The following is a 24,371-nucleotide window of genomic DNA, read 5'->3' as shown; positions in this document are numbered from 1 at the left end:
GAACTTTTTTCGCACCTGGGCGGGCACGGCGATGGCGAAACAGGCGAGGAACGGCGGGACGAAGCGACGGGCCGTGTCCAACGGGCAGGCGCCCGCACGGGCCGTGTTGGCTGCGCTTTGCCTCGTTCTTGCGTTCGTCCTCGGCGGAGCGCTGGAGGCCACGGCCCAGGACAAGACCGAGGCCTCGGGCTACGGCGTGCGCACGCCCGGCCGCGCGCTCCCCAAGCCCACCGGCGCGCTGCCCCAGGGGGCCACGAGCGTCCGCGCCAAGTCCCTGCCCACGGGCCGCGTGGACGTGACCTGCGGTCCGCGCGACACGAGTCTCGCCCAGTGCATCGAGAACGCCAGGGCCTCGGGCCAGGGCGTCTTCGATCTGCCGCCAGCGATCACGTACGAACATCTGCCCGGCCTGTTCCAGCGGGGGCTTCGCTACTATGACCTCTCGGGCGACTTCAGTCGCTATCGCGGCTACCGCTTCGTCATGACCTTTCGTCGCCTGAGCAACGACGAGATCGACGACCGGACAAACCGCAGGGCGAGCGCCATCGGCGCTGGGCTTGCCGGAGGCATGGCGCTTTCGGCGGTCACGCCCTTTGTGCCGCTCACGCCGGTCATCTTTCTCTTCGACAGCGCCACGGCTGAAATGGACCGCGCGCGCGTGGAGGAGGACGCGCGAGCGCGCGGCGTGCCCCTGCCCGACCTGGGCTCCTTCGAGACCACGTGGGACGACTACGGCCGCACCTACCGGGGCTACCTCGGCGGGAGCATCGCCCCCGAGGGCGAGGACGGCGTGTACGCGACCTACGTGGTCACCTCCTGCTCCATAGAGCGGCTGGGTTCAAAGGAAGTGGCGCGGCAGGCGTCCGCCAGACCCGGCGCGCACGCTACCCCGTCGGGGGCTGGGGTGGGCGTTTCGCCCGTGGCCTCGGCATCCTCCCCGCCAGCGGCCGTATATGACGCCGCACACGACGCCAATCTCGGCACATCGCACGACGTATCGTCCGGCACAGCGCAGGGCGATGCGCCCGTGTCTCCGCTTCGGATTTTCGACCTGGGCAAGTGAGTCCTTGTCCGCTGGGGACTTCCCGAACCACGCATGGCGGCGGATCGGCGGTTTTTCGACGCCCCGGAACGGTTGGACAAGCGCAATATTTTGCGGGTATATGCTTAGATCGTCCGTTTCGGCATGCCGGAATTGATGTTGTTGACAAACGCTGTTTTTCAGGTCGTTCAAAAAGTCTCAGATGCAGGGCCGCACAAAAAGTTCAAGACCGACGAGCATATCTTGTGCGCGAGGGTTGAATTTTTTGCGGCAACGCAGCAGAGGGGGCTTTTAAGACGGCCTGAGCCGTACTCTTTGAACGTCATCGGGGGAAACGATGAAAATATTGCGCGCCACGCGCATGGATCGTTGCATCGGCTGTCATTCGTGCTCCCTGGCCTGCGCTCGTCAGGTGCACAAGAAGGTCTCCTGGCGCACGGCTGGAATACGCATCAAGTCCAGCGGCGGCATCACCACCGGCTTCGAGGCCAACGTGTGCCTGGGCTGCGAGCCCGCGCCTTGCGCCGCAGCCTGTCCCACCGGCGCCTACTCGCAACGCAAGGGCGGAGGCGTGCTCGTCAAGATGAAGCTATGCATCCGTTGCGGCCAATGCGCGGCCGCCTGTCCGGTGGACGCCATCTATCTTGACGACACGGGAGTGCCCTACGTCTGCATCCACTGCGGCCAGTGCGTGCCGTATTGCCCGCACGACTGTATCGAGATGCGCGAGAAACCCGAACATGTCTGCGTGGGAGGGACCTGCGATGTCTGATGCCGCGTTTCGCGTCTGCATAGTCCACCTCGACGAGGGCAAGGGCGAGATTGTCTCGTTTGGAGACAAGAATCTGCACATCGGCGGCAGCGGCCTGGCCGCGGCCCTGTTCGAGAAGTACGGCCTGCCGAATGAATCCTGGTCGCACCCCGACCAGCCGTTGATCTTCGCCATCGGCTGCCTGACCGGCTATTTTCCGCTCATGTCCAAAGTCGTGGCGGGCTTCAAGTCGCCCTATCACGACCAGTACGCCGAGTCGCACGCCGGAGGCCGTCTGGCCCTGGCCATGCGTTTCGCGGGCTACGACGCCATTGTGCTGCGCGGCCGGGCGCGGCTGCCCGTGGCCGTGCACGTGGGAGCGCGGGTCATCGAGACCAAGGACGCCAACTACCTGTGGGGGGCAAACGTTTTCACCACCGGCCGGGTCATCCGCCGTGCCTTCCCGGGCGCCTCGGGGCATCGCAGCATCATGCGCATCGGCCCGGCGGGCGAGACGCTCTCGGCCTACGGCTGCATCAACGTGGATACCTTTCGCCACTTCGGCCGCCTGGGTTCGGGCTCGGTCATGGGCGTGAAGAACGTCAAGGCCATCGTGGTTTCGGGCGACTCGGACCTGCCGCTGCCCGGGCCCGACCCCAAGGCCTACGGCAAGCTCTTCAAGAAGGTCTACGAGGACATGACCGCCACGGAGATGATGAGCAAGTACCACAACCTCGGCACGCCAGGAAACGTCATCCCCATCAACGAGTTGAAGTCGCTGCCCATCAGGAACCTGCAGCAGACCACGGACCCCGACGCCGTGGGCATCTCGGGCGAGAAGTTCGCGGCCGATCTGCTCATCCGCAACGCCGCCTGCGCGGGCTGTCCCGTGGGCTGCATCCACGTGGGCATGCTGCGCGAGCAGTTCCAGGACGAGCACCGTTTCCAGATCCGGCAGGTTTCCTACGACCACGAACTGATCTTCGCCCTCGGGTCCATGGTCGGCGTCATGGACGCCTCGGGCGCGCTCGCTCTCATGGACGAGGTGGAGAAGCAGGGCCTGGACGCCATGAGCGCGGGCGTGGCCCTGGCCTGGGCCACGGAGGCCTACCAGAAGGGGCTTTTGACCAAGGAGCAGGTCGAGTACGACCTCGCCTTCGGCAACGTGGATGCCTACAAGGAGGCCATCTGGTGCCTGGGCCACGGCAAGAACGAATTCTACCGCGCGCTGGCTCAGGGAGCCATGGTCGCGGCGAAAAAGTTCGGGGGCGAGGACTTCGCCTGCGTGCTCGGCCAGGAGATGGCGGGCTACGCCACGGGCGAGACCTTCTTCGCCTCGCAGTCGCTGTCGTTTCGCCATTCGCACCTGGACACCGGGGCCTACGGCTACGACCAGAAGGAGCACGACAAGAATGCGGACAAGGCAGTCAAGTACTTCGTGGACGACGAACGCGAGCGTGTGATCCTGACCTCGCTCGTCTCCTGCCTGTTCGCGCGAGGGGTATACAAAAAGGGACTTCTGGCCGAGTGCCTGACCTCGGTGGGGCTGCCCGACCTGGCCGCGAACCTGGACAAGGCCGCGGACGAAATGCAGCGCCTGCGCTGGCGCATGCGGCTGTCCACGGGCTATGAACCCGAGAAGACCAGCGTGCCCAAGCGCTTCCTGGAGGTCGAGACCTGGGCCGGGAAGATGGACCCTGGGTATCTCGACGCCGTGCGCGCGGGCTACATCAAGGCTATCCGCGAACTGGGCGCGCCGCGCGGGGAAAGCTGAGCAGGCTGTTGAAAAAGTCCCATTTGCTGCGTTGCCGCGAAAAGTTCGAGGCCGCGTGTGGGTGAACTGCACGAAGGCTCTTCGCGGCGACGCGGCAGATGAAGCTTACGGGCGGCCTGGGGAATGAAGGCCGCACCACAAAAAGCCGGGCGGAGGTTCTTCCGCCCGGCTTTTTCATGCCCTTCGTCGAGTGGCGGCCAGGGGCCGACGTTTCAGGCGAGCCCGCGAACCGGGGCGTCTCGATCATTTCCCCAAAAAAACAGGCCCTGGTCATGGACCAGGGCCTGTGGGGTTTCTGTGGTGCCGCGGCACAGAATTGAACTGCGGACACGGGGATTTTCAGTCCCCTGCTCTACCAACTGAGCTACCGCGGCACGCGTCAGGGAAAAGACGGATACACAAAAGCCAGGGGCATGGCAAGGGCTTTTTCGCCCGGCGATGCGGCCCGACCGCCATTCGTTCCTTCGGCCTGCGGCTGTCTACTGCTTGCACCCGCATGGGGCCAGGGCCAGCGCGATGCGGTCGATGACCTCCTCGGGCAGCCCCTGCGCGGGGTAGGGTGTGAGGCTTAGGGTGCGCACCGCGCCGACCAGCGAGCAACTCACGAACTGCGTGGCCAGGCGGGCGTCCCCCGGCTCCAGCGTGCCGTCGCGCATGCCCTCGCTCACGCAGGCTTCGAGCATGGTCCAGACCTCGCTGAACTTGGTGGTCATGGTCTCGCGGTCCTCGCGCGTCTTCATGTCGGAATAGGGCGAACAGCGAATCAGCACCAGGAAGTGGTCGTCCGGGTCGAGACAGGCATCGAGATAGGCCCGGCAGAAGCGGCGCACGGATTCGGCGCCGCTGGGCGAATCCTCGATGGCCGAGCGCAGCCGCGCCAGAAGACTTTCCAGCACGTCCATGCCCGCGGCCAGGAAGAGTTTTTCCTTGTTGCCGTAATGGTGGGCCAAAAGTCCCATGGCCACACCCGCGCGCTGCGAGATCATGGCGAAGGTCGTTTCGGCGTAGCCGTGCTCGCCGAAGAGTTCCTTGGCCGCCTTGAGGAGTGCTTCTTTCTTGGTCATGTCGGTTGGCCGGTTTCTCCGCGTGGGTTTGCCGTTTGGCCCGGTCTGGATACGAACGCTGGCGCGGACTGTCAATCTCGGGAGAGATTTTCTGCTCCACCCCTGCAAGGGGGCGCCGGGAGGCGGCCCGGCGCCCCTGGAGGTGGGCTGTGCAGAGGCAAAAGAAGCGGAGCCCTGTCGGACGAGGGCTCCGCGAAGGCGGGGTGTTGGGGCCATGTGAACCGTATCTGATCGCCCTTTTCGCCATTTGGCGCGAATTGGGCGTGGGCGGCGGCTCGATGCCGGGGTTGCCGTGTCTTGTCGGGCCCCCGGGCTGGCTGTTGCAAAGATCGGTTTCGCTGTTCGGGTGGAGTGCGCCTGGGATCGGCTGACCTCGATGGTGTGTCGGCCTGGTCCAGGGGCCGCCTGGGGCGGCCGGGCGAAGTCCGGCGTGTTGCAAGCGTGGCGGGCTCGCGCGGTCTCCGCCCGGCTGCCAGGCGTCGTTTTCCAACCCTTACCAAAAGACAGGAGCGGGGGGCGCCGTCCTGTCGTTGCTGATTGCTTACTCAATCAGCAACGACTTCCTTCTATCCGCCTCTTTTGGTCGGGTCAAGCGATTTTGCGAGGAAATGGAAAAAATTTTACGCCCATCCTCATGCCCGCTTCTCCTGGCTCTTCAGGGCCATTTCCTCGCGCAGGCAGTAGAGCACCGGCACCACGAACCACGTCAGGCAGGCCACGGTCATGCCGCCGAAGGACGGGATGGCCATGGGCAGCATGATGTCCGCGCCCCGGCCCGTGGAGGTCAGCACCGGCAGAAGCGCCAGGATCGTCGTGGCAGAGGTCATGGCCGCGGGCCGGATGCGCCGCGTGGCCCCGGCCACCACGGCGGCCCTGAGCCGCTTCACGGTGTCCGTGCGGCGGCTTTCCTTGGAGTCGTCCAGGAAGGTGGCCATGAGCACACCATCGTCCGTGGCGATGCCGAAGAGCGCCAGAAAGCCCACCCAGACCGCCACGGACAGGTTGATGGGGTGCACGCCGAAGAGCGCGTTCATGGGCACGCCGAAGATCGAGAAGTTCAGGAACCACGGCTGGCCGTAGAGCCAGATCATGAGGAAGCCCCCGGACCAGGCCACGAAGATGCCGGTGAAGACCATCATGGTAGTGGGCACGGACGCGAACTTGAGATAGAGGATCAAAAAGATCAGGACCAGCGCCAGGGGCAGCACCACGGCCAGCTTCTTCTGCGCCCGGACCTGGTTCTCGTAGCTGCCCGCGAAGGTGTAGGAGACGCCCTCGGGCAGCACGAGTTCGCCGCGCTCGCGCAGTGTGAGCAGATGGTCGCGGGCGTGCTCCACCACGTCCACCTCGGCGAAGCCCGGCCGCATGTCGAAGAGCACGTAGCCGAGCAGGAAGGTGTCCTCGCTCTTGATGACCTGGGGGCCGCGCACGTAACGGATGTCGGCCAGTTGCGCCAGGGGGATCTGGCGGCCGCCCGGCGCGGCCACGAGGATCGTCTCCAGGCTCTCGATGCTGTCGCGCAGTTCGCGCTGGTAGCGTACGCGCACGGGATAGCGCTCGCGGCCCTCCACCGTGGTCGTGGCCATGCGGCCGCCGATGGCCGTCTCGATGACCTCCTGGACCTGGGTGAGCATGACGCCGTAGCGGGCGATGGCCTCGCGGTCGATGACGATCTCCAGGTACGGCTTGCCCACCACGCGATCCGCGATCACGGCCCTGGGCTCCACCGAGGGCACCTGTTTGAGCGCCTCCTCGATGCGCATGGCCGCCTGCTCGATGGCGGCAAGGCTCGGCCCCATGACCTTCACGCCCATGGGCGCGCGCATGCCCGATTGGAGCATGACGATGCGCGCCGCGATGGGCTGCAGCATCGGCGCTCCAGTCACGCCCGGCACGTCGGCCGCGCGGCCGATTTCGTCCCAGATGTCGCGCGGCGAGCGCACGCCGGGCCAGGGATCGCGTTCGGGGTTGAGATCGGGGTCCAGACGCGGCCGCCAGATGCGGAACGGCGCGCCGTCGGGGTCGGGGATCAGCGCTCCGTCCGCGTCGCGGATGAAACGGCCCTGGACCGTGTAGGGCAGGCCGTCGGGCGCGGCCACGGGCTCGCCCTCGATGCTCCGGAAGAGGTCGCGGCCTTGCGGGTCGAAACGGAAGGAGAGGCGGTCGCCGCGTTCGTTCGCGAGGTATTCCGGATGGTAGTTGATGACCGTCTCGATCATGGACACGGGCGCGGGATCGAGCGGCGTCTCGGCCCGGCCGATCTTGCCCACGGCGCTGTGCACTTCGGGGATGGCCGTGATGGCCATGTCCTGCAGGGCCAGGATGTCGCGCGCCTCCCCGATGCCCGCGTGGGGCATGGTCGTGGGCATGTAGAGGAACGAGCCCTCGTCCAGCGGCGGCATGAACTCCTTGCCCAGGCCCGGAAAGAGGTGGACCAGGGCCACGGCCGGTCGCGAGGAGCGCACCGCCTCGGGCAGGGGGGCGAGCAGACGCGGCGCGCCGAGCCAGATCATGAGGCCCGTCAGGCACAGGACGAGCGGCAGGGACAAAAAGAGCGCCTTGTGTTCCAGGCAAAAGGTGAGCATGCGCGGATAGAAGACCTGGAACAGGGCCAGAAAGCCGTACAGGCCGACGATGAGGCCGAGCACGAAGACGAGGTTTCTGGCCGCGCCCAGTTCCGGCCCCAGGGGCAGCCAGTACGAGGAGAGCGTCGAGGCGACCATGAGCACCACCACGGCCGTCTCGGACAGCGCCACGATTCGCCCGATCCGTTGCGGCAGGCGCGGCATGACAAGGCCGCGCGCGGCCATCCACAGGAAGACCGGGAAGAGCCACCAGCGCAGCCAATAGCCTAAGCCCGCGCCCAGAAGCACGAGCAGCACGGGCTTGTAGTACCGGCGCAGGCCGCGCGCCAGGCCGCGTTCGCCCAGCAGGACGCCGGTCAGGGTGGGCAGGATGGTCAGGGCCACGACGATGCTCGCGGCCAGGGCGAAGGTCTTGGTGTAGGCCAGGGGCTTGAAGAGCTTGCCCTCGGCCCCTTCCATGGCGAAGACCGGCAGGAAGCTGATGATCGTGGTGGCCACGGCCGCGAGCACCGCTCCGCCGACCTCGGTGGTGGCGCGGTGGATGATGTCCAGGCGGCGCTCGTCCGGCCCTGCCTCCTCCAGTCGCCTGAGCACGTTCTCCACAATGACGATGCCCATGTCCACCATGGTGCCGATGGCGATGGCGATGCCCGAAAGGGCCACGATGTTGGCGTCCACGCCGAAGAGCTTCATGGCCACGAAGCACATGAGCACGGCCAGCGGCAGGATGGAGGAGACCACCAGCGCCCCGCGCAGGTGCACCACGGCCAGGAGGATGACCACCACCGTGACCATGATCTGCTGGATCAGCGCCGTGCTGAGCGTGCCCAGGGTCTCGGCGATGAGGCCCGAGCGATCGTAGAAGGGCACGATGGTCACGGTGCTCGTCGTGCCGTCGGGCAGCACGCGCGTGGGCAGGCTCGGCGCGATGCGCTCTATGGCCGCCTTGACGTTGTTGATGGCCTGGAGCGGATTCTCGCCGAAACGGGCCACGACCACGCCGCCCACGGCCTCGGCCCCTTCCTTGTCCAGAAGGCCGCGCCGAAGCGCCGGACCCGCGGCCACGCGGGCCACGTCGCGCACCCGCACGGGCAGGTCGTCGCGCAGGGCCACCACGGCGTTCTCGATGTCCGAAAGCGAAGTCACGAAGCCCACGCCGCGCACCAGGTACTCGACGTTGTTGACCTCCACGGTGCGCGCGCCCACGTCCAGGTTGGACTGGCGCACGGCCGAAAGCACCTGTTCGATGGTCACGCCGAAGGAGCGCAGCGCGGCCGGGTCCACGTCCACCTGGTATTCGCGTACGAAGCCGCCCACCGAGGCCACCTCGGCCACGCCTCCGGCCGCGAGCAGGGCGTAGCGCACCTGCCAGTCCTGGATGGAGCGCAGTTCGTCCAGGTCCCAGCCGCCTGTCGGGTTCCCGTCCTTGTCCAGGCCCTCCAGGGTGTACCAGAAGACCTGGCCCAGCGCCGTGGCGTCCGGCCCGAGCACGGGCGCCACGCCCGGCGGCAGCGCGCCCGGCGGAAGGCTCGAGAGCTTCTCCAGCACGCGCGTGCGCGACCAGTAGAACTCCACGTCGTCCTCGAAGATGACGTAGACGGTCGAGAAGCCGAACATGGAGAAGCTGCGCACGGTCTTCACGCCCGGCACGCCCAAGAGCGAGACCGTGAGCGGGTAGGTGATCTGGTCTTCCACGTCCTGGGGCGAGCGGCCCGGCCATTCGGTGAAAACGATCTGCTGGTTCTCGCCGATGTCCGGGATGGCGTCCACGGCCACGGGGGTACGCGGCAGGCCGATGTCCCAGTCGAAGGGCGCGGTCATGACGCCCCAGCCGATGGCCAGGAGCGTGACGAGCACCACCACCAGCCGCTGTTCGAGGCAGAAGCGGACCAGGCCGCTCACGAAGCCGCGCGGCCTGGGCGGCGGCGTGGGAGCCGTGGACGGTGCGGGGGCGCTGTTCGCGTCGTGGTTGTCGCTCATGGTCGCGCCCTACTCGCCGAAGGTGCGTCTGATTTCGCCGCAGGCGAGCATCATGGGGCCGAAGTAGGGATTTCGGATGTCCCTGCCGCGTTGCAGCCAGAATCCGCCCTGCCCGCCCGCGACCATGGGACAGAAAGCCTCGTGGACCGGGCCTGTCCCGGAAATCCCGAGTCCGGCCACGGCCGCGATGAGTTCGTCGGAGAGCGGCCCGAGCGCGGCGCGCGCCCCGGCCAGGTCCGTGGCCGCGCGCAGGGTCCGCAGGGCCTCGTTCATGGGCATGAGCCTGCGCATCCAGAACATGTGCGGGTCGTGCGGCAAGAGGCCCATGTCCGTGGCTTCGAGTTTGGCCTGGATCTCGGCCGCGGCGTTTTGCGCGGCCGCAAGGTCGTCCGTGGCCAGGGCCTCGGTCAGGGGCAGGTAGGCCGAAACCACGGCCCCGAGTTGGGCCGCGAAGGCGGGCGGCGTGTCGGCGCGGAAATCCTCGGCCGCGTCCTCCTCGGCCACGGCCGTGGGCGCATCCCCCCTGGGGCGGCCGAAGGACGCGGTCAGGCGGCGCATGGTGCGCGTGAGTTCGGCGAAGTGGAAGCGCGCCTCGCCAGGGCTTTTGACCTCGGAGAGGATCAGGGAGTCGTTGCGCAAAAGCATGGACAATTCGCGCCACATGAGCGCGGCATCGCCGGTCAGTTCCTGGGGGTCGATGGCGCAGGCGCGGTCGTAGAAGTTCTTGGCCGCGGCGCGAAGCCCCGGCAGATCGCCGCTTTCCACGGCCCGCGCCAGGTCCGGCATGGAGTCGTCGAGTCCGGTCACGGCCCGGGCCAGGTCGCGCGGCACGGTGAAGCCCGATTCGTCGGGCATGGTTTCTTCCATGGCCGCGTGATCGTGTTCGGCCGGGCCGTGGTCGTGGCCCACGGGGCCGCCGCCGGGCTCGGGGCTCATCATGCTCGGCCTGGCCTGGATCTGCACGGCGCTGTCGATCCGAAAAGCCCCGCGCGCGACCACCTCCTCGCCCTCGGAAAGCCCCGCGCGTACGATGTACCAGTCGCCCGCGCGCGGCCCGAGCATGATCTCGCGGCCCTCGTACATGCCTTCGTGTCCGGGCACGGCCACGTAGACGATGGCCCGCTTGCCCGTGATCAGCGGCGCGCTGGCCGGGATGACCAGCGGCGGCTCCTCTCCCGCCCGGCGCGTGTCCGGGGCGTCGCGCTTCACGGCGCGCACGTACATGCCGGGCTTCAGCGCATGGTCGGCGTTGGCCGCTTCCAGCCGCACCCGCGCGGTGCGCGAGGCCTCGTTCAGGAAGGGGTCGATGTAGGTCACGGCGCCGTTGAATATCCGGCCGGGGAAGGCGTCGGTGGTGAAGGAGACGGTCTGTCCCACGCGCACGAAGGGCAGGTCGGACTCGTAGGCTTCGAGCATCACCCAAACGCGCGAGATGTCGGCGATGGAGAAGAGCGGTGAGCCGGTCTGCACGTACATGCCCTCGTTCACCTCGCGCCGGATGACCACGCCCGAGAGCGGCGCGTGCAGGGTCACGCGGTCGCTCGGCCGTCCCCTGGCCACGATCTCCTCGATCTGGGCCGGGGTCAGGCCCAAAAGGCGCAACTTTTCGCGCGCGGCCTCCTCGGTGCGGCGCGCGGATTCGCGCACCACGGCCAGGGTACTGCCCGAAAGCTCGGGCAGGCTCTTCACGGCCTGGATCAGTTCGGCCTGCGCGGCGAACAGGTCCGGGCTGTAGATGTCGGCCATGGGCTGGCCGCGCCGCACGAAGGCCCCGGTGAAGTCCACGCGCAGCCGCTCGATGCGGCCGGGCATCCAGGCGGTGATGGTTCCAAGGCGCGTCTCGTCGTAGGCCACCTGGCCGACCATGAGCCGCTCGAAGGACGGGTCGCGGCGCTCCACCTTGGCGGTGCGCACCTGGGCGAGCTTTTGCGCGCGCGGCGAGAGCGTGATCTGGCGAAGACTCACGGTCTCCTGGCCGTCGTCGCGCGCCACCGGGATCAGGTCCATGAAGCAGATGGGGCACTGGCCCGGCTCGGGCAGGAGCACCTGCGGGTGCATGGAACAGGTCCACAGGGTCGCATCGCCGCCGTGGTCGTGGTCTTCGTGGCCGTCGGCGGCGATGCGTTCGCCCGGGGCCGGGTGGTCATGGTCCTTCCCGCCCAGGAGGAATCCCAGGACGAACACGCCGATGATGGCGGCAATCCACCAGCCCAGGCGCCGCTTCCTGCCGTCCGGGGTCGTCTTCTCGCTCATATGCACCCTGTCATGCCCGCGGGCCCGGACGTACCGGGCTTCGCGGTCTGTCGTTGAACGGTGAGCGCGCCTGCGCCGTCACGGGGCGACAACGCCCCAGGCAGCGCTCTAGTTGGGCGCGTCTTCGAGTTCGACGCCTTCGTCCTTCAGCTTCTGCAAGTACCTCTCGGGGTCCTTGGCGAACTCGGCGGGGCAGTAGTCGCAGCAGAAGTAGATGCGCTTGCCCTGGTAGTCGGTGTAGATGTCGGGCGAGGGAGTGAGGCCCATGACCGGGCACTTGGTCTGCTTGAGCTCACGCGCCTCGTCCGGCTTGGCAGCTTCGTGATGTTGGTGCCCGTTGCCGTGCCCGGCGTGGCCCTGGGCGGCTGCGTGCGAGGGCGAGAGCGCGGGCGCGGCCAGGGCGAGGCCAAGGACGAGAACGGACGGGAGAAGGGCTTTGGACGTGGTGCGCATGGGTACGCTCCTTTCTATTGTGTGGGGGTTTGGGCCGCGCCGTTCATCTCCAGGCGCACGCCGTGGACCCGGCAGGGGATCTCCCGGCCGAGCAGGGTCTCCATTTCGGCCATGCGCTGCCCCTGGTCGGCCAGGGCGCGCAGGGCGGAAAGCTGAAATTCGAGCAGGGTGCGCTGGGCGTCCACGAGGTCCAGGGCCGAGCCCTGGCCCGCAGTGTAGGCCGTGAGCGTGGCTCCGAGCCCCTGTTCGGCCTTGGGCAGCAGGCTTTCCTGGTAAAGGTCGATCTTGCGGCCCGCGTCGCGGTATCTGTACAAAGCGAGTTCCATGGCCGCCTGTAGGCGGTTGTGGGTCGCGAACCACTGCTCGCGCGAGGACTGGCGTTTGTGGTCGGCCTCTTCCACGGCCGCGTTGCGTGCGCCGAACCAGATGGGCAGGTTGATGCCTACCGTGGCCACGGTGGGATACTTGCCGTTGTTCACGGGATCGCCCGCCCTGGCCCGGTCCTGCTGGATCATCTCAAGACCCAGGGTGATGTCCGGGAAGTAGCCGAGCTTGGCCTGATCCATGCCTGTCTGCGCGGCCTCGGTCAGGGAGCTTAGTGCGCGCAGTTCGGGGTTGCACTCGGCCAGCCCGGCGAGCAGTTCGGCCTCGTCGTGTTCGAGGACCATCACGGGGATGGTCTCGGGCTCGGGCAGGGGACTGTCTGGGGCGCGGTTCATGGCCGTGTTCAACCGGGCTCGCACGGGCCGTTCCAGATCCTTCAGGGACCGCAAGGTGTCTTCGAGCCTGCCGGACTCAAGCTGCAGGCGCACGAGTTCGGCGTAGGGAGAAAGTCCGGCCCGGTAGCGGTCCTCGGCCACGCGCTCCAGGTAACCGAGCAAAAGCACGTTTTCGCGCGTCAGGCGCACGGCCTGGGCCACGTAGGCGTATTCGTAGTAGGCGTCCCTCACCTGGGCGGCGGTCAGGAGTCTTTGGGACTCAAGGCGGGCCAGGGCGGCATCGGCTTCGAGCACGGCCTGCTTCTCCATGTTCGAAAGGCGGCCGAACCAAGGGATGGTCTGAGAGATGGCGTAGCGCATGCGTTGCGGACCGGTGCGCGTCTCTGCGGGCTGGATGTAGTAGCCGTAGGTGAAGCGCGGATCGGGAGGCGCGGAGACCTGGGGAGCGCGCTGTGCGGCCGCCTTCCAGGCCGCCTCGGAGGCCTTGAGGTTCGGGCTGTTGGCCAGGGCCTCCTCCACGTAGGCGTTCAGCGGGGCCAGCGAGGCGTCGGCGATGGTTTCCGCCTGCTCCGCGCGCGCCGCTCCCGCAAGGACGAGCAGCGCGGCCGAGAGCGCCAGCGCGGCGAGCATGACGCGGCCTGAGGGCCTCATGGTCGCGCAACGTGTCATGACGCGGCTCCTTGAGCGATCTTTGCGCCTTCTCGCGGCACCACGATGGTGAATGCCGCTCCCTTGCCGGGCTCGCTCGCCACGAGGATGTCGCCGCCCAGGTCGCGCAGCGATTTGCGGCTTCCGGCCAGGGCCAGACCGTGGCCGCCCGGCTTGGTGGTGAAGAACGGCGTGAAGATTTTTTCCATGTGCTCCGGCGCGATGCCCGGCCCCTGGTCGCGGACCTCGATGCGGCAGGCGTCGGCCGCGCGCCGGGTCGCGATCAGGACCTCGCCACCCGAGGGCGAAGCCTCGACGGCGTTGTTCACGATCTTGTCCAGGGCCCAGGCCACCGCTTCGGGATCGGCCGTGGCCTGGCATCCGGCGGGGTCGAGTTCCAGGCGCAGGGTCACTCCCTTGGCGAGGGCCGTAGCGCCAGCCTCCTTGGCCAGATCGCGCACGGCGGCGTTGAGATCGCCGGAAAGCGGCTTGAGGAAACGAGGCGGCACGAAGCCCTCGATGACGCCCGCGAGCACCCGCGCCTTGGACAGTTCCGAGCCGAATTCTCCTTCCAGGCCCGGGTTGGCGAAGCCTCCTGCGCGGTCGTGGATGTCCTGCATGGCGCTCACATGCAGCTTGATGTCGTGGCTGAGGACGGCGGCGGCCTGCCCCAGGGCGTCGAGCTTTTCGACCTCGCTCTGCTCGGCCTGCCTGCGGCGCTGGCGCTCGGCCAGCCAGCCCAGGATCGCGGCCACGAGCAGGAAGACGAAAACCTGGACGGCGGCCGTGAACGGCGTCTGGTGATGGAACCCCGTGAGCAACAGCCCCGCGACGTAGAGCGCGGAAATGGCCAGGGCCGTCTGCAACCCGCGCCTGAACCCGAACCAGAAGGCGGCCAGGATGATGGGCACGAAATACAGTTCGCGGTGCACGGCGTGCAGGCCCAGTTCGCCTTCCGGGTGGCCGAAGTGCAGCACCGAGACCAGGGCTGTCGCCAGGGCCACCGCGAGCCACCGCCAGAAAGTGTTGTGCAGGGCCTCTTTCATGGACGCTCCAGACTCGTTTTCAGGGTGTGTTTTTCGGACCTGTCTCGTCGCATACCAGAAATCATCCGTCCGTGACAATGATAGATACGGAAGAGGCGTTATTGTCCGAGATGGCGGACACTGCCGCTGCGCTTGTCGATGCGCAGGAAGTCCTCCACTTCGCCCGAGGAGCCGAGAATCTCGACCACGAAGTCGTCGGCGCGCTCGACGGTCTTGCCGCGGCTGCGCCCGGGCATGAGGGCGATGTGCTCGTCGGCCAGCCGATCGGCCGTGGAGCGGTCGATGGCTCCCTGCGCGGGCTGGTCCTGCGTCTGCCGGCCGTTCATGCCGTCCTGGCCCATGTCATGGTCGTCGTGCATGTGCCCGCCCGAGGACGAGCCGGAGCCGCCCATCGTGCCGCCTCCGTTGCCCTTGGAGGAGCCGCCGCCCATCATGTCCTGCATCATGCCGTCGCCCATGCCGCCGCCACCGCCGCCCATCATGGCCAGTTGGATGCCGCCCTCATAGGATTGCTGCGGGGTCGAGAAGGCGCCCGAATGGCCCGGAAGGGCGGTCAGACCCAGAATCAGCAATGCTGCCGGTGCGATGAGATGTCTGGTTTTCATGATTTCGCTCCTTTCGTTTGCGAGCGCCCCTTGGGATGCGGGCTATCTTTCGCCTGACGTCGGAGCATGAACCGTGCCAGGATGGTTTTCATACCATAATCGGAGGAATAATGGGAAGATAAATGTTTTCGCAGTGCTGAGGGAGGAGAATGAACAGTGCACGAATGTGCAAAAAACCGTCGGAAGGCTGGCGCGGATGTGCAATATCTTGCACGTCCAGGCGGCGGGGCGACGCCGCGGATGGGGCTTTCGGGACGGCCCGCTAGCCCGTGGGGCCGTTCCAGCGCAGGGCCAGGACCGTGATGTCGTCGGCCTGGTCCGCCTCGCCCGCGAAACGCCGCACGTCAGCGAAGATCGTCTCGGTCAGATGCTCGGGATCGAGCCGGGGAGCGTCGCGCAAGAGCGCGAGCAGCCGCGCGTCGCCATAGAACGCGCCGTCAACGTCCTGGGCCTCGTTCACGCCGTCGGTGTAAGCCATGAGCGTCTCGCCTGGGGCAAGGTGGACGCGCATTGTTTCGTACTCCAGGTCGGGCATCACGCCCATGGCCATGCCCGGCGGCAGGGACAGGGGATCGACGCGGCCGTCCCGGCGCAGGATGGCGGGCGGGTTGTGGCCCGCGTTGGAGTAGGCCAACTCGCCCGTCTCGAAATCGAGAACGCCGCAGAACAAGGTCACGAAGAGCAGGGCGTCGTTGTCGGCGGCCAGCTCGTTGTTGACCTTGCGCAGCACCTCGGCCGGGTCGAAATCCTGCTCCGCGATGCCTTTCATGAGCGTCTTGGTCACGGCCATGAAGAGCGCGGCCGGAACGCCCTTGCCCGAGACGTCGCCCACGGAGAAGAAAAGCCGCCGATCGTCGAGCAGGAAGAAGTCGTAAAGGTCGCCGCCCACCTCGTAGGCCGGGACCAGGGCCGCGTGCAGCGAAAAAGCCTTGATGCGCGGGAAGGGCGGGAAACGCTTGGGCAGAAAGCTCATCTGGATGGTGCGGGCGATCTTCAGCTCCGACTCCAGGCGTTCCTTGGCCCGCGTGGCCTCGGTGAGGTTGGCGATGTATTCCTTGAGCGCGGAGCGCATCTCGTGGAAGGAGCGCGAAAGTTCGCCCACCTCGTCTCGGCGTCTGACCACGGGCAGGTCCACGTCCAGGTTGCCGCGCGCGATCTCGGCGGTCTTGCGCGCGAGCTGCGTGATGGGCCGCGTGATGGCCGTGGAGATGGCGATGATCAGCACCAGCAGCGCGAGAAAGCCGCTCGCGCCGATGAAGAGCACCTCGCGGTGCAGGGTCACGAGGTCGGACATAAGCTCGTCCTCCTCGATAACGAGGCCCAGGCTCCACTCCGTGGAGGGCATGGGCGCGTAGGAAACGTAGACCGGCTCGCCAAAGTAGTTCGCGTCGAGCCTGGCGAAACCCTGTCTGCCGCGCGTCATGGCCCGGCCGATCTCGCGCAGACTCTCGTCTTCGCGCGCCTCGGCAAGGCTGAAGATGCTCTCGCGCATCAGGTAGCGGCCCTCGGGATGCGAGACGAACAGGCCGCCCTTGCTGATGAGGAAGGCGTAGCCCGATTCGTAGATCGAAAGGCTGCCCACCACCCGGCGCAGCCACTCAAGCGAGACGTCGGCCGTGATCACGCCCAAAAAGACGCGCCGCCTGCCCTGTTCGCGGTACACGGGCGCGGCGTAGGTGGCCATGAGAATCTCGCCGCCCGCCTCGTCGTAGTAGGGTTCGCTCCACACGCCCCGGCCCAGGAGCTTGGGCAGCATGTACCAGTCCATGTGGAAATAGTCGTAGTCCTCGCCCAGTTCGGAGAGGCCCAGGGCGCCGCCCTTCTTGGCGAAGTACAGGGCAGTGCGCGGGGCGTCCGAGAGTGCGCGCGGCTCCAGGAACACGCCGCCGCCGTAAGCCTCGGGCGTGGTCTCCAGGAAGTCGCGCAGCGCGTTCAGCGTCGCGTCCAGCCCTGCATGGCCCTGGCCCATGCCGTGCGCGGTCATGTCCGGGACCACTTCAAGGCCCTTCAGGGTCTCTTCGAGCTTGTGCACCGTGGCCAGGGTCAGGGCGCGCGCCCGTGCCGAGACGTTGTGCAGCAAAAGCTCGCGCGACTGCTCGTAGTTGTAGCCGAAGGCGGCGGCGAAGATCAGGCCCGTGGCCGTGAGCACGGCCACGGCCAGCTTGAACGACAGGCCCGGCCAGCGCCCTGAGCGATTATTTTCCGACGGACGGGACATGGAACTCCTCAAAGGGCGGGAAGGTCGCGGCCAGGCCTTCCATGACCAGGGCGCGCCCCACGGTTTCGAAGGCCTTTTGGTCCAGCTGTCCGAGTTGGGCCGCGCCGTCGCCGAGCATGACCCGCTTGATTTCGCGCAGCATCCATTGCTGATGCACGCGGTTGGTGGGCAGGTTGGCGGCGTTGACGTGGCTCATGACGATGTCCAGGGCTTCCTTTTCGTTCTCGAAGGCCCAAAGCCAACCCCGGATCGAGGCCGTGACGAAGGCGTGGCACGTTTCTGGGTCGCGCTCGATTGTCTCGCGCAGGGCGTAGATGCCGTCCTCGGGAAAGTCCAGCCCTTCCTTGGCCAGATCGAAGATGGTCAATTCGTCCAAATCGTAGCCCGCGTTCAAGATGGCGTGCAGTTCGTTGTAGCGCATGGCCGATGCCGCGGAAACGGCGTCGCGCAGCAAGAGGTCGATGGTGAAGCCCTGGGGCACGGCGTCGACCATCAGCCCGTGGCGGCGGAAGAACATGTATGGCTGGACCCGGAATTCCGGCCCCCACAGGCTCACGACACGGCCGTTGAGGTCGCGCGCGGAGAAGATGCCCGAGGATTTCTTGGCCACGAGCAGCAGGGTCGAGTGGGACACGAGCTGGGCGAGGTTCACCAGATCCAGGCCCGCGTCGCGCGCCATGAGCGCCGAGGCCAGGAACATGGTCCCGAAGTCGGCCTTGCGTTCGGCGAGCATCCGGGAGGGCGGCCGCGACGGCCCGCCGCGCAGGACGACCACGTCGAGCCCGGCCTCCCGATAGAAGCCCTTGGCCAGGGCGGCGTAGTAGCCCGCGAACTGTGCCTGGGGCTCCCATTGAGGGATGAAGGTCACGCGCGTCAGCGGCCGAGGGGCGTTTTCGCCGGGCGTGGAGGCGTACAGGGCGGCGGGAGAGACGGCCGCCCAGGCGAGCAGCGCGCACAGGAGCAGCGCCCACGGCGCGGCCAGAGTCGCGTTGTTGCGGTCGCCAAATGCCACGGCCCGACTCCGGGGGTTGCCGTTCGCAGACTGGCCCAAACGCCCCATCTGCAGCGTTGCCGCGAAAAGTTCAAATCCCCGCGTATTGACAAATACGCGTCGGCCTTGAACTTTTTGTGCGTCTTGCATCTGGCGCTTTTTGAGCAGTCTGAAAAACGCTGTTCCTTGATGAGCGCCCAAAAGCTCAAACGGTTCGTGAATGGCCTACACCAATCGCCGGAGTTTGGAAACGAGGAAGTTTCTGGGCGTGTACAAGGGAGGCGATGGATGTTTTGCGTCGCAAAAGCCGGATTCGGATCGAGGATAGCAATTGCGTGGCGTTGATGACGCCCGGATAACGGCCTCGTGATGAAAGCACCGCAATTCGGGGCGAAATCGCGTAAAAATAGTCATTTTTAGCCCATTTTTCGCGAAATTCCGAAAAATCCGGACGCCTATATCCGCCCCTACTCCACGGTCACGCTCTTGGCGAGGTTTCTGGGCTGGTCCACGTCCTTGCCCAGATAGTCGGCGATTTCGTAGGCGAAGAGCTGCAGCGCGGGCAGCGCCGTGAAGCCTGCGAGCGGCCAGAAGACCTGCGGCAGCACCCACGGGTGGTCCACCTCCAGGTCCAGGCCGGGGTTGGTCAGGGCGATGATCCGGCCGCCGCGCGCCTGCACCTCGATGAGGTTGCTCTTGACCTTGCCGAAGAGGTCGTCGGCCAGGGCGATGGCGAAGGTCGGGAACTTGGGGTCGATGAGCGCGATGGGGCCGTGTTTCATCTCCCCGGCCGGGTAGCCTTCGGCGTGGATGTAGCTGATTTCCTTCAGCTTGAGCGCGCCTTCCAGGGCTAAGGGCCAGGCCGGGCCGCGCCCCAGATAGAGAAAGCTCGTGGCCTCGGAATAGGTCCGCGACAGCCGCTGCGCCGTGTCGCGCATGAAGGGCAGGTGGTCGTCGAGGAGCTTTGGCATGGCCTGGATGCCTTCGATGCAGGCCGCGCGGTCCTCCCTGGAGAGCAGGCCCTTGGCGTCGGCGTAGCGCAGGGCCAGCAGGAGCAGCATAACCATCTGCGAGCACATGGCCTTGGTCGAGGCCACGCTGATCTCCGGGCCCGCCTGGGTGTGCAGCACGAAGTCCGCCTCGCGGTCCACGGACGAGCCGATCACGTTGCACAGGCCGATCACGGGCACGCCGCGCTCCTTGGCCAGGCGCAGCCCGGCCAGGGTGTCGGCCGTCTCGCCCGATTGCGAGACGACCAGCACCTGGTCGCCGGGCGCAAGGATCGGGTCGGCGTAGCGAAACTCCGAGGCGATGCACACGTCCACGGGCACGCGGGCCAGCTTCTCGATGATCTGCTTGCCCCAAAGCCCCGCGTAGGACGAGGTGCCGCAGGCCACGATGACCAGCCTGCCGGGCACGGGCAGGGCCTCGATCTCGGGCAGGCGCACCGCGCCGGAGGCATGGTCGATGCGGCCCGCCAGGCAGTCGCGGATGACCTTTGGCTGCTCGAAAATCTCCTTGAGCATGAAGTGCTTGTAGCCGCCCTTTTGCGCGGCCTGCACGTCCCAGGTGATGGTCTGAGGCGTCTTCTCCCTGGGCGCGAGGGTCGCGGCGTCCAGGATCTCGTGGCGGTCGGCGTCGATGATCACCATCTCGCCGTCGTCGATGAAGACCACCTCGCGCGTGTAGGGCAAAAACGCGGGCACGTCCGAGGCCAGGAAGTTCTCGCCCACGCCAAGCCCGAGCACGAGCGGGCTTTGCTTGCGCGCGGCCCAGAGCCTGCCGGGCCGGTCCTTGCAGAGCAGCACCACGGCGTAGGCTCCTTCGGCGCGCGAAAGGGCCATGGACAGGGCCTCGCGCATGGAGCCGGTCCTGGCCCGGCACCAGCCCACGAGCTTGGTCAGGACTTCGGTGTCGGTGTCCGACTCGAACGTCAGCCCCTCGGCCAGAAGCTCCTGCTTGAGCTCGGCGAAGTTCTCGATGATCCCGTTGTGGACCATGGCGATGGAGCGCCCAGCGTCCAGATGCGGGTGGGCGTTGCCGGTCGTGGGCGCGCCGTGCGTGGCCCAGCGGGTGTGGGCCAGGGCCGTGGTGGCGTTCATCACGTTGCCCGCGTGCTCAAGCGCCTCTTCCAGGGCCGAGAGCTTGCCCGGAGCCTTGATCACGGCGATCTCGCCCTGACGCACAAAGGCCACGCCAGCCGAGTCGTAGCCACGGTATTCGAGGCGCTTCAGGCCTTCCATGCACACGGGAACGGCCGGACGATGGCCGCAGTAGCCGATAATGCCGCACATATGCCTACTCTCCGGAGTTTGGTGATGTCGTTTCGCGGATGCGCCGTTTCGGGCTCAATCCCGCTTGGCGGATTTCCAGAAGTCGGGCCAGCAGCTCAGGAGGGCGCGCATGGCCGCGCCGCGATGGCTGCGCCGGTTCTTCTCGTCGCGCGGCAGTTCGGCCGCGTGGCGGCCGTCCACGGGATCCACGAAGAGCGGGTCGTAGCCGAAGCCGCCCTCGCCCCTGGCCTGGTCGGCCACGCGCCCTTCCCATTCGCCGCGCACCACGACCTCATCGCCGCTGGGGGACACGGCGGCCATGACGCAGACGAAGCGGGCGGTGCGCTTTTCAAGGGGCACGCCCGAGAGTTCGCGCAACAGCCTGGCGTTGTTCGTGGCGTCCGTGGCGTCCTCGCCCGCGTAGCGGGCCGAGCGCACACCCGGCGCGCCCGAAAGGGCGTCCACGGCCAGTCCGGAGTCGTCGGCCACGGCGGTAATGCCCGTGAAGGCGGCGATGGCCCTGGCCTTCAAAAGCGCGTTGTCCTCGAAGGTCTCGCCCGTTTCCTCCACCTCCGGCGCGCCGGGGAAGGCGTCCAGGCCGAGGACCGCAAGGCCCGTGCCCTTCAGGAGTTCGGCGAGTTCGGTGATTTTGCCTTGGTTTCTGGTCGCGAGGACGATTTCGTTCGACACGGGAAAAATCCTTATGAGCCGCTGAAAAAGCGCTCTCCGTCGCGTTGCCGCGAAAAATTCAAATTCGTGCGGATCACGAGCGCAAGAAGAAGGTCGCACGCTCCCGCAATGTCAAAGCCGCCAGGGGCCTTCGTACAGGGAACCGGGAAAGAAGTGAAGCCACGCGCCGCAAAAGGACGCCTGACCGAACGCCTACGGGCCGACCTTGGGCGGACCGAGCGGTTCGGCGGCCTGCGGCTCGTCGTCCCTGGCCCTGCGCTTGCCCGCCTCCTCGCCGCCGAGCACCGGCGGCATGGCCAGGGTGACCTTGGTGCCCTTGCCCTCCACGCTGTCGATGGTCACATCGCCGCCGATGTCATCGAGGATCTTCTTGATCATGGCCAGGCCAAGGCCCGCGCCTTTGTCCTTGGTGGAGAAGAAGGGGTTGAATATCTTGGGCAGGTTCTCCTTGGGGATGCCCGTGCCCGTGTCCTCGACCTGCAAGAAGACGCGGTTCTTTTTGAGCCCCGTGCGGATGACGAGCCTGCCGCCGCGCGGCATGGCCTCCTTGGCGTTCTTGACCAGGTTGATGAGCGACTGCTTGAGCAATTCCGGGTCGCCCTTGGCCAGGGGAATGCCCTCGTCGAGCTCCATCTCCGGAACGATGCATAGCTTCTCGCAGTCCAGGGTCATCACGCCCATGGTTTCGCGCACCACCTCGTTCACGTCCACGCGGCCCGCCGCGCCCTCGGTGGGCCGGGCGAAGTTGAGGATGCTCTTCAGGATCACGTCCAGCCGTTTGGATTCCTGGAGAATGATGTTGGCCTTCTCGCGGGCCTGCTCGTCGAGGTTCTCGTTGCGAGCCAGGGAATTGGCGAAACCGGAGATGGCGAACAAGGGGTTCCTGATTTCGTGCGCCAGGTAGGTGGACAATTCGCCGATGCTGGCCAGCCGCTCGGACTGCTGCAAGCGTTGCTCCATACGGGTGCGCTGGGTCACGTCGCGGCGCAGTTCGGCCACGTGGGTCATGCGGCCGCTCGCGTCCAGGATGGGGTAGGTGGCCACGCGGTAGTAGTGCAGCCTGCCTTCCTGGTCCACGAAAGTGTGCATGCCCTCGGCCTTCTGGCCGGAGGAGAGGGTACGCAACGCCGGGCAGTCGTCCTCGCGCTCGCGGCAGAGCTGGTCGCGGCCCTCGAAGGCCTCCCACACGGGTTTGCCCAGGAACTCCTCGCGCGTCTTGCCGCGCCGCTCCCAGACGTTCCGGTTGACGTCCACGATGTAGCCGTCGCGGTCCATGAGGATCATGTCCTCGCGCACTTCGTCCATGACCGCCTCGAAGAGTGAGCGCGTGCGCGAGAGGTCCAGGCGGCAGGAAAGACACAGCCGTTCGGGGTCGAAGAGGGTCAGGAAGAACACGGATTCGGCCGGGCCGAAGACCAGGGTGCTGGCCGGGGCCAGAGCGCGTGCCCGCTCCACGAGGGCGCGCGAGCCGGAGACGAAGAGCACGTCCGTGTCGCGGTGCGAGCCCAGGAGCTCGCCCACGTCGGCGTACAGGGGCAGGTCCGGGTGGCGCGAGGCGATCTCAGGCAGCGGGCCGCCTTCGCAGGCGGCGGCCACGAGCCTGAGTTCGGCGGCGACCTCTACCTTGACGCCGTCCCGCAGCAGTTCGACGAGCTTCTCGAACTCAGGGCCGCGCCCGGCCACGGCGATCTTCTGCACGCACGGGGCGGCGCTGTCGGTTTGCTCGGCCATATCCGTGGTTCCCCCAGGGCGCGGGCGTCCGAAAATATTAGCGGACCTCGCGCAATGACCTATTACTACCCCGGCGACGATTTCCTGGCAAGGAGGGGCAAGATTCGGCGGACAAAAATGAAGGAAGGCGCCCAGCTAGCCAGGCGCGCGGAAATGGACTAAACCACGGCCATGCGACCCATTCCCGCCTACGTGGTTTCGCTCGGCTGCCCCAAGACCAGGGTGGACACCGAGCGCTTTCTGGCCGCCCTCGGCCCGGTCAAGGCCGTGGACGACCCCTCCAAGGCCCGCCTGATCTTCGTCAATACCTGCGGTTTCATCGCGCCCGCCGTGCAGGAATCGGCCGAGACGCTGCTCGACGCGGCCCAGGCCGCGGCCCAGGCTTCCAAGCGGGCGCGCGGCAAACGCCCGTTGGTCGTCGCGGCAGGGTGCCTGGTTTCGCGTTATGGCCAGGAGACTCTGGCCGCCGAGCTGCCCGAGGTGGACCTCTGGCTTGCCCTGGATGGCATGGCGCAGTGGCCTGAACTGGTGCTTTCGGCCCTGGCCGAACGCGGCGACGAGGCCCGCGCGCCCGTGGCCGTGCCGCGCCGCGCCACCACCCCGGCCGGATACGCCTATCTCAAGATCGCCGAAGGCTGCGGCAACGCCTGCACCTTCTGCACCATACCCTCCATCCGGGGCAGGCTGGCCAGCGCGCCCATGCAGGCGCTTCTCGACGAGGCCAGGGCCCTCGTGGACCAGGGCGTGCCGGAGCTTGTCCTGGTGGCCCAGGATCTGACGGCCTGGGGCCGCGACCTCGACGGCCCCGAGCGGCTGGCCGATCTGGCCGCGCAACTCGCCCGCATCGAGGGACTTTCGCGCCTGCGCCTGATGTACCTCTACCCGGCCGGGCTCACGGACGATTTCCTTGCCAGGCTGGCGGACGTCGGCCCGCCGCTGGTTCCGTATTTCGACATTCCGCTGCAGCACGCCCATCCCGACATCCTCCGGGCCATGGGAAGGCCCTTCGCCACGGACCCGCGCCGGGCCATCGAGCGCGTGCGCGCCCGTTTCCCCGACGCCGCGCTGCGCACGAGCCTGATCGTGGGCTTTCCGGGCGAACGCGAGGAACACCTGAAGGCGCTTTTGGACTTCGTGGCCGAGGTCCGCTTCCATTCGCTGGGCGTCTTCGCCTACCAGGCCGAGGAAGGCACGGCGGCCGCGCTTATGGAGGGCCAGGTGAACCCCGCCGAGCGCGAGGAACGGCGCGATCGGGTCATGGAACTGCAGCGCGAAATCAGCGCCGGGATTCTTGCCGGGTATGTCGGCCAGGAACTGGACGTGGTCATCGACGAACCCTCGCCCGAGTGGCCGGGGCTTTTTGTCGGTCGGACCTGGTTCCAGGCTCCGGAGGTGGACGGCGTGACCTATGTAAGCGGGCCCGGAGCCGCGGAAAGCCTTGTGGCGCGGGCCTTGATCCAGGATTCACAAGATTATGACCTATCCGCCTTGATTGAGTGAAAATCGGCACAATGCGGGCGGAAGCGGCTTTTTCCGGGCATTTCGCGG

16 protein-coding genes and 1 tRNA gene are annotated in these 24,371 nt (G+C 67.1%); 4 read left to right on the top strand and 13 right to left on the bottom strand.

Annotated elements, in window-relative coordinates:
* Positions 1-73: 73 nt before the first annotated feature.
* From DSAT_RS10450 to DSAT_RS10440, 3 genes are all read left to right on the top strand, one after another.
* Positions 74-1,063, top strand: coding sequence for a hypothetical protein (locus tag DSAT_RS10450; protein ID WP_152490298.1), 990 nt, complete (start codon positions 74-76; stop codon positions 1,061-1,063).
* A gap of 316 nt (positions 1,064-1,379) precedes the next feature.
* The gene (locus DSAT_RS10445; RefSeq protein ID WP_020887481.1) at positions 1,380-1,814 is read left to right on the top strand and encodes a 4Fe-4S dicluster domain-containing protein; all 435 of its coding nucleotides are present in this window, start codon (positions 1,380-1,382) and stop codon (positions 1,812-1,814) included.
* Positions 1,807-3,567 carry an aldehyde ferredoxin oxidoreductase N-terminal domain-containing protein gene (locus DSAT_RS10440; protein WP_020887480.1) on the top strand — a complete coding sequence of 587 codons (1,761 nt, stop codon included), beginning with the start codon at positions 1,807-1,809 and terminating at the stop codon, positions 3,565-3,567. The genes DSAT_RS10445 and DSAT_RS10440 overlap by 8 nt, the downstream gene beginning before the upstream one ends.
* 298 nt (positions 3,568-3,865) lie before the next feature.
* Here the strand turns inward: DSAT_RS10440 and DSAT_RS10435 are convergent.
* The 13 genes from DSAT_RS10435 to DSAT_RS10375 all read right to left on the bottom strand — a co-directional run bounded on the left by DSAT_RS10435 (position 3,866) and on the right by DSAT_RS10375 (position 22,823).
* Positions 3,866-3,941 (bottom strand) — tRNA-Phe (locus DSAT_RS10435).
* Positions 3,942-4,046: 105 nt separating this feature from the next.
* Complete coding sequence (locus tag DSAT_RS10430; RefSeq protein ID WP_020887479.1) at positions 4,047-4,631, bottom strand: TetR/AcrR family transcriptional regulator; 585 nt, start codon at positions 4,629-4,631, stop codon at positions 4,047-4,049.
* Between the two features lie 632 nt (positions 4,632-5,263).
* Positions 5,264-9,196: an efflux RND transporter permease subunit gene (locus DSAT_RS10425; RefSeq protein WP_020887478.1), complete on the bottom strand. Its 3,933-nt coding sequence runs from the start codon at positions 9,194-9,196 to the stop codon at positions 5,264-5,266.
* 9 nt (positions 9,197-9,205) lie between these two features.
* On the bottom strand, positions 9,206-11,449 hold the full coding sequence (locus tag DSAT_RS10420) for an efflux RND transporter periplasmic adaptor subunit (protein ID WP_020887477.1): 2,244 nt from the start codon (positions 11,447-11,449) through the stop codon (positions 9,206-9,208).
* Between the two features lie 108 nt (positions 11,450-11,557).
* A complete protein-coding gene (locus DSAT_RS10415; RefSeq protein ID WP_020887476.1) occupies positions 11,558-11,902 on the bottom strand; it encodes a YHS domain-containing protein in 345 nt (114 codons plus the stop codon).
* A gap of 14 nt (positions 11,903-11,916) precedes the next feature.
* Positions 11,917-13,290, bottom strand: a complete 1,374-nt coding sequence (locus DSAT_RS10410) for a TolC family protein (RefSeq protein ID WP_020887475.1) — start codon at positions 13,288-13,290, stop codon at positions 11,917-11,919.
* The gene (locus DSAT_RS10405) at positions 13,287-14,315 is read right to left on the bottom strand and encodes a sensor histidine kinase (RefSeq protein ID WP_020887474.1); all 1,029 of its coding nucleotides are present in this window, start codon (positions 14,313-14,315) and stop codon (positions 13,287-13,289) included. The genes DSAT_RS10410 and DSAT_RS10405 overlap by 4 nt, the downstream gene beginning before the upstream one ends.
* 98 nt (positions 14,316-14,413) lie before the next feature.
* On the bottom strand, positions 14,414-14,920 hold the full coding sequence (locus tag DSAT_RS10400) for a hypothetical protein (RefSeq protein WP_020887473.1): 507 nt from the start codon (positions 14,918-14,920) through the stop codon (positions 14,414-14,416).
* Between the two features lie 262 nt (positions 14,921-15,182).
* The gene (locus DSAT_RS10395) at positions 15,183-17,138 is read right to left on the bottom strand and encodes a SpoIIE family protein phosphatase (protein ID WP_020887472.1); all 1,956 of its coding nucleotides are present in this window, start codon (positions 17,136-17,138) and stop codon (positions 15,183-15,185) included.
* Complete coding sequence (locus tag DSAT_RS10390; RefSeq protein ID WP_020887471.1) at positions 17,116-18,150, bottom strand: ABC transporter substrate-binding protein; 1,035 nt, start codon at positions 18,148-18,150, stop codon at positions 17,116-17,118. Before DSAT_RS10390 ends, DSAT_RS10395 begins: the two co-directional genes overlap by 23 nt.
* A 446-nt stretch (positions 18,151-18,596) precedes the next feature.
* Positions 18,597-20,423, bottom strand: a complete 1,827-nt coding sequence (gene glmS, locus DSAT_RS10385; RefSeq protein WP_020887470.1) for a glutamine--fructose-6-phosphate transaminase (isomerizing) — start codon at positions 20,421-20,423, stop codon at positions 18,597-18,599.
* Positions 20,424-20,477: 54 nt separating this feature from the next.
* A complete protein-coding gene (locus tag DSAT_RS10380; protein WP_020887469.1) occupies positions 20,478-21,092 on the bottom strand; it encodes an XTP/dITP diphosphatase in 615 nt (204 codons plus the stop codon).
* 192 nt (positions 21,093-21,284) lie between these two features.
* Positions 21,285-22,823 (bottom strand): two-component system sensor histidine kinase NtrB, encoded by a 1,539-nt coding sequence (locus DSAT_RS10375; protein WP_020887468.1) that lies wholly within the window; start codon positions 22,821-22,823, stop codon positions 21,285-21,287.
* A 171-nt stretch (positions 22,824-22,994) separates the two neighbouring features.
* Here DSAT_RS10375 and rimO point away from each other — a divergent pair, with 171 nt between their 5' ends.
* Positions 22,995-24,323 (top strand): 30S ribosomal protein S12 methylthiotransferase RimO, encoded by a 1,329-nt coding sequence (gene rimO / locus DSAT_RS10370; RefSeq protein WP_020887466.1) that lies wholly within the window; start codon positions 22,995-22,997, stop codon positions 24,321-24,323.
* Positions 24,324-24,371: the final 48 nt, after the last annotated feature.

The organism is Alkalidesulfovibrio alkalitolerans DSM 16529 (assembly GCF_000422245.1).
Taxonomy (GTDB): domain Bacteria; phylum Desulfobacterota; class Desulfovibrionia; order Desulfovibrionales; family Desulfovibrionaceae; genus Alkalidesulfovibrio; species Alkalidesulfovibrio alkalitolerans.
The sequence above is the reverse complement of the archived record's forward strand: the minus strand, read 5'-3'. Positions and strand labels throughout refer to the sequence as shown.

Bases quoted from the DNA above. Each gene is read 5' to 3' on its own strand.
- DSAT_RS10440 (WP_020887480.1), top strand. From the start codon at position 1,807: ATGTCTGATGCCGCGTTTCGCGTCTGCATAGTCCACCTCGACGAGGGC.
- DSAT_RS10430 (WP_020887479.1), bottom strand. From the start codon at position 4,631: ATGACCAAGAAAGAAGCACTCCTCAAGGCGGCCAAGGAACTCTTCGGC.
- DSAT_RS10420 (WP_020887477.1), bottom strand. From the start codon at position 11,449: ATGAGCGAGAAGACGACCCCGGACGGCAGGAAGCGGCGCCTGGGCTGG.
- DSAT_RS10400 (WP_020887473.1), bottom strand. From the start codon at position 14,920: ATGAAAACCAGACATCTCATCGCACCGGCAGCATTGCTGATTCTGGGT.
- glmS (WP_020887470.1), bottom strand. From the start codon at position 20,423: ATGTGCGGCATTATCGGCTACTGCGGCCATCGTCCGGCCGTTCCCGTG.
- DSAT_RS10410 (WP_020887475.1), bottom strand. From the start codon at position 13,290: ATGACACGTTGCGCGACCATGAGGCCCTCAGGCCGCGTCATGCTCGCC.
- DSAT_RS10395 (WP_020887472.1), bottom strand. From the start codon at position 17,138: ATGTCCCGTCCGTCGGAAAATAATCGCTCAGGGCGCTGGCCGGGCCTG.
- DSAT_RS10415 (WP_020887476.1), bottom strand. From the start codon at position 11,902: ATGCGCACCACGTCCAAAGCCCTTCTCCCGTCCGTTCTCGTCCTTGGC.
- DSAT_RS10445 (WP_020887481.1), top strand. From the start codon at position 1,380: ATGAAAATATTGCGCGCCACGCGCATGGATCGTTGCATCGGCTGTCAT.
- DSAT_RS10375 (WP_020887468.1), bottom strand. From the start codon at position 22,823: ATGGCCGAGCAAACCGACAGCGCCGCCCCGTGCGTGCAGAAGATCGCC.
- rimO (WP_020887466.1), top strand. From the start codon at position 22,995: ATGCGACCCATTCCCGCCTACGTGGTTTCGCTCGGCTGCCCCAAGACC.
- DSAT_RS10405 (WP_020887474.1), bottom strand. From the start codon at position 14,315: ATGAAAGAGGCCCTGCACAACACTTTCTGGCGGTGGCTCGCGGTGGCC.
- DSAT_RS10425 (WP_020887478.1), bottom strand. From the start codon at position 9,196: ATGAGCGACAACCACGACGCGAACAGCGCCCCCGCACCGTCCACGGCT.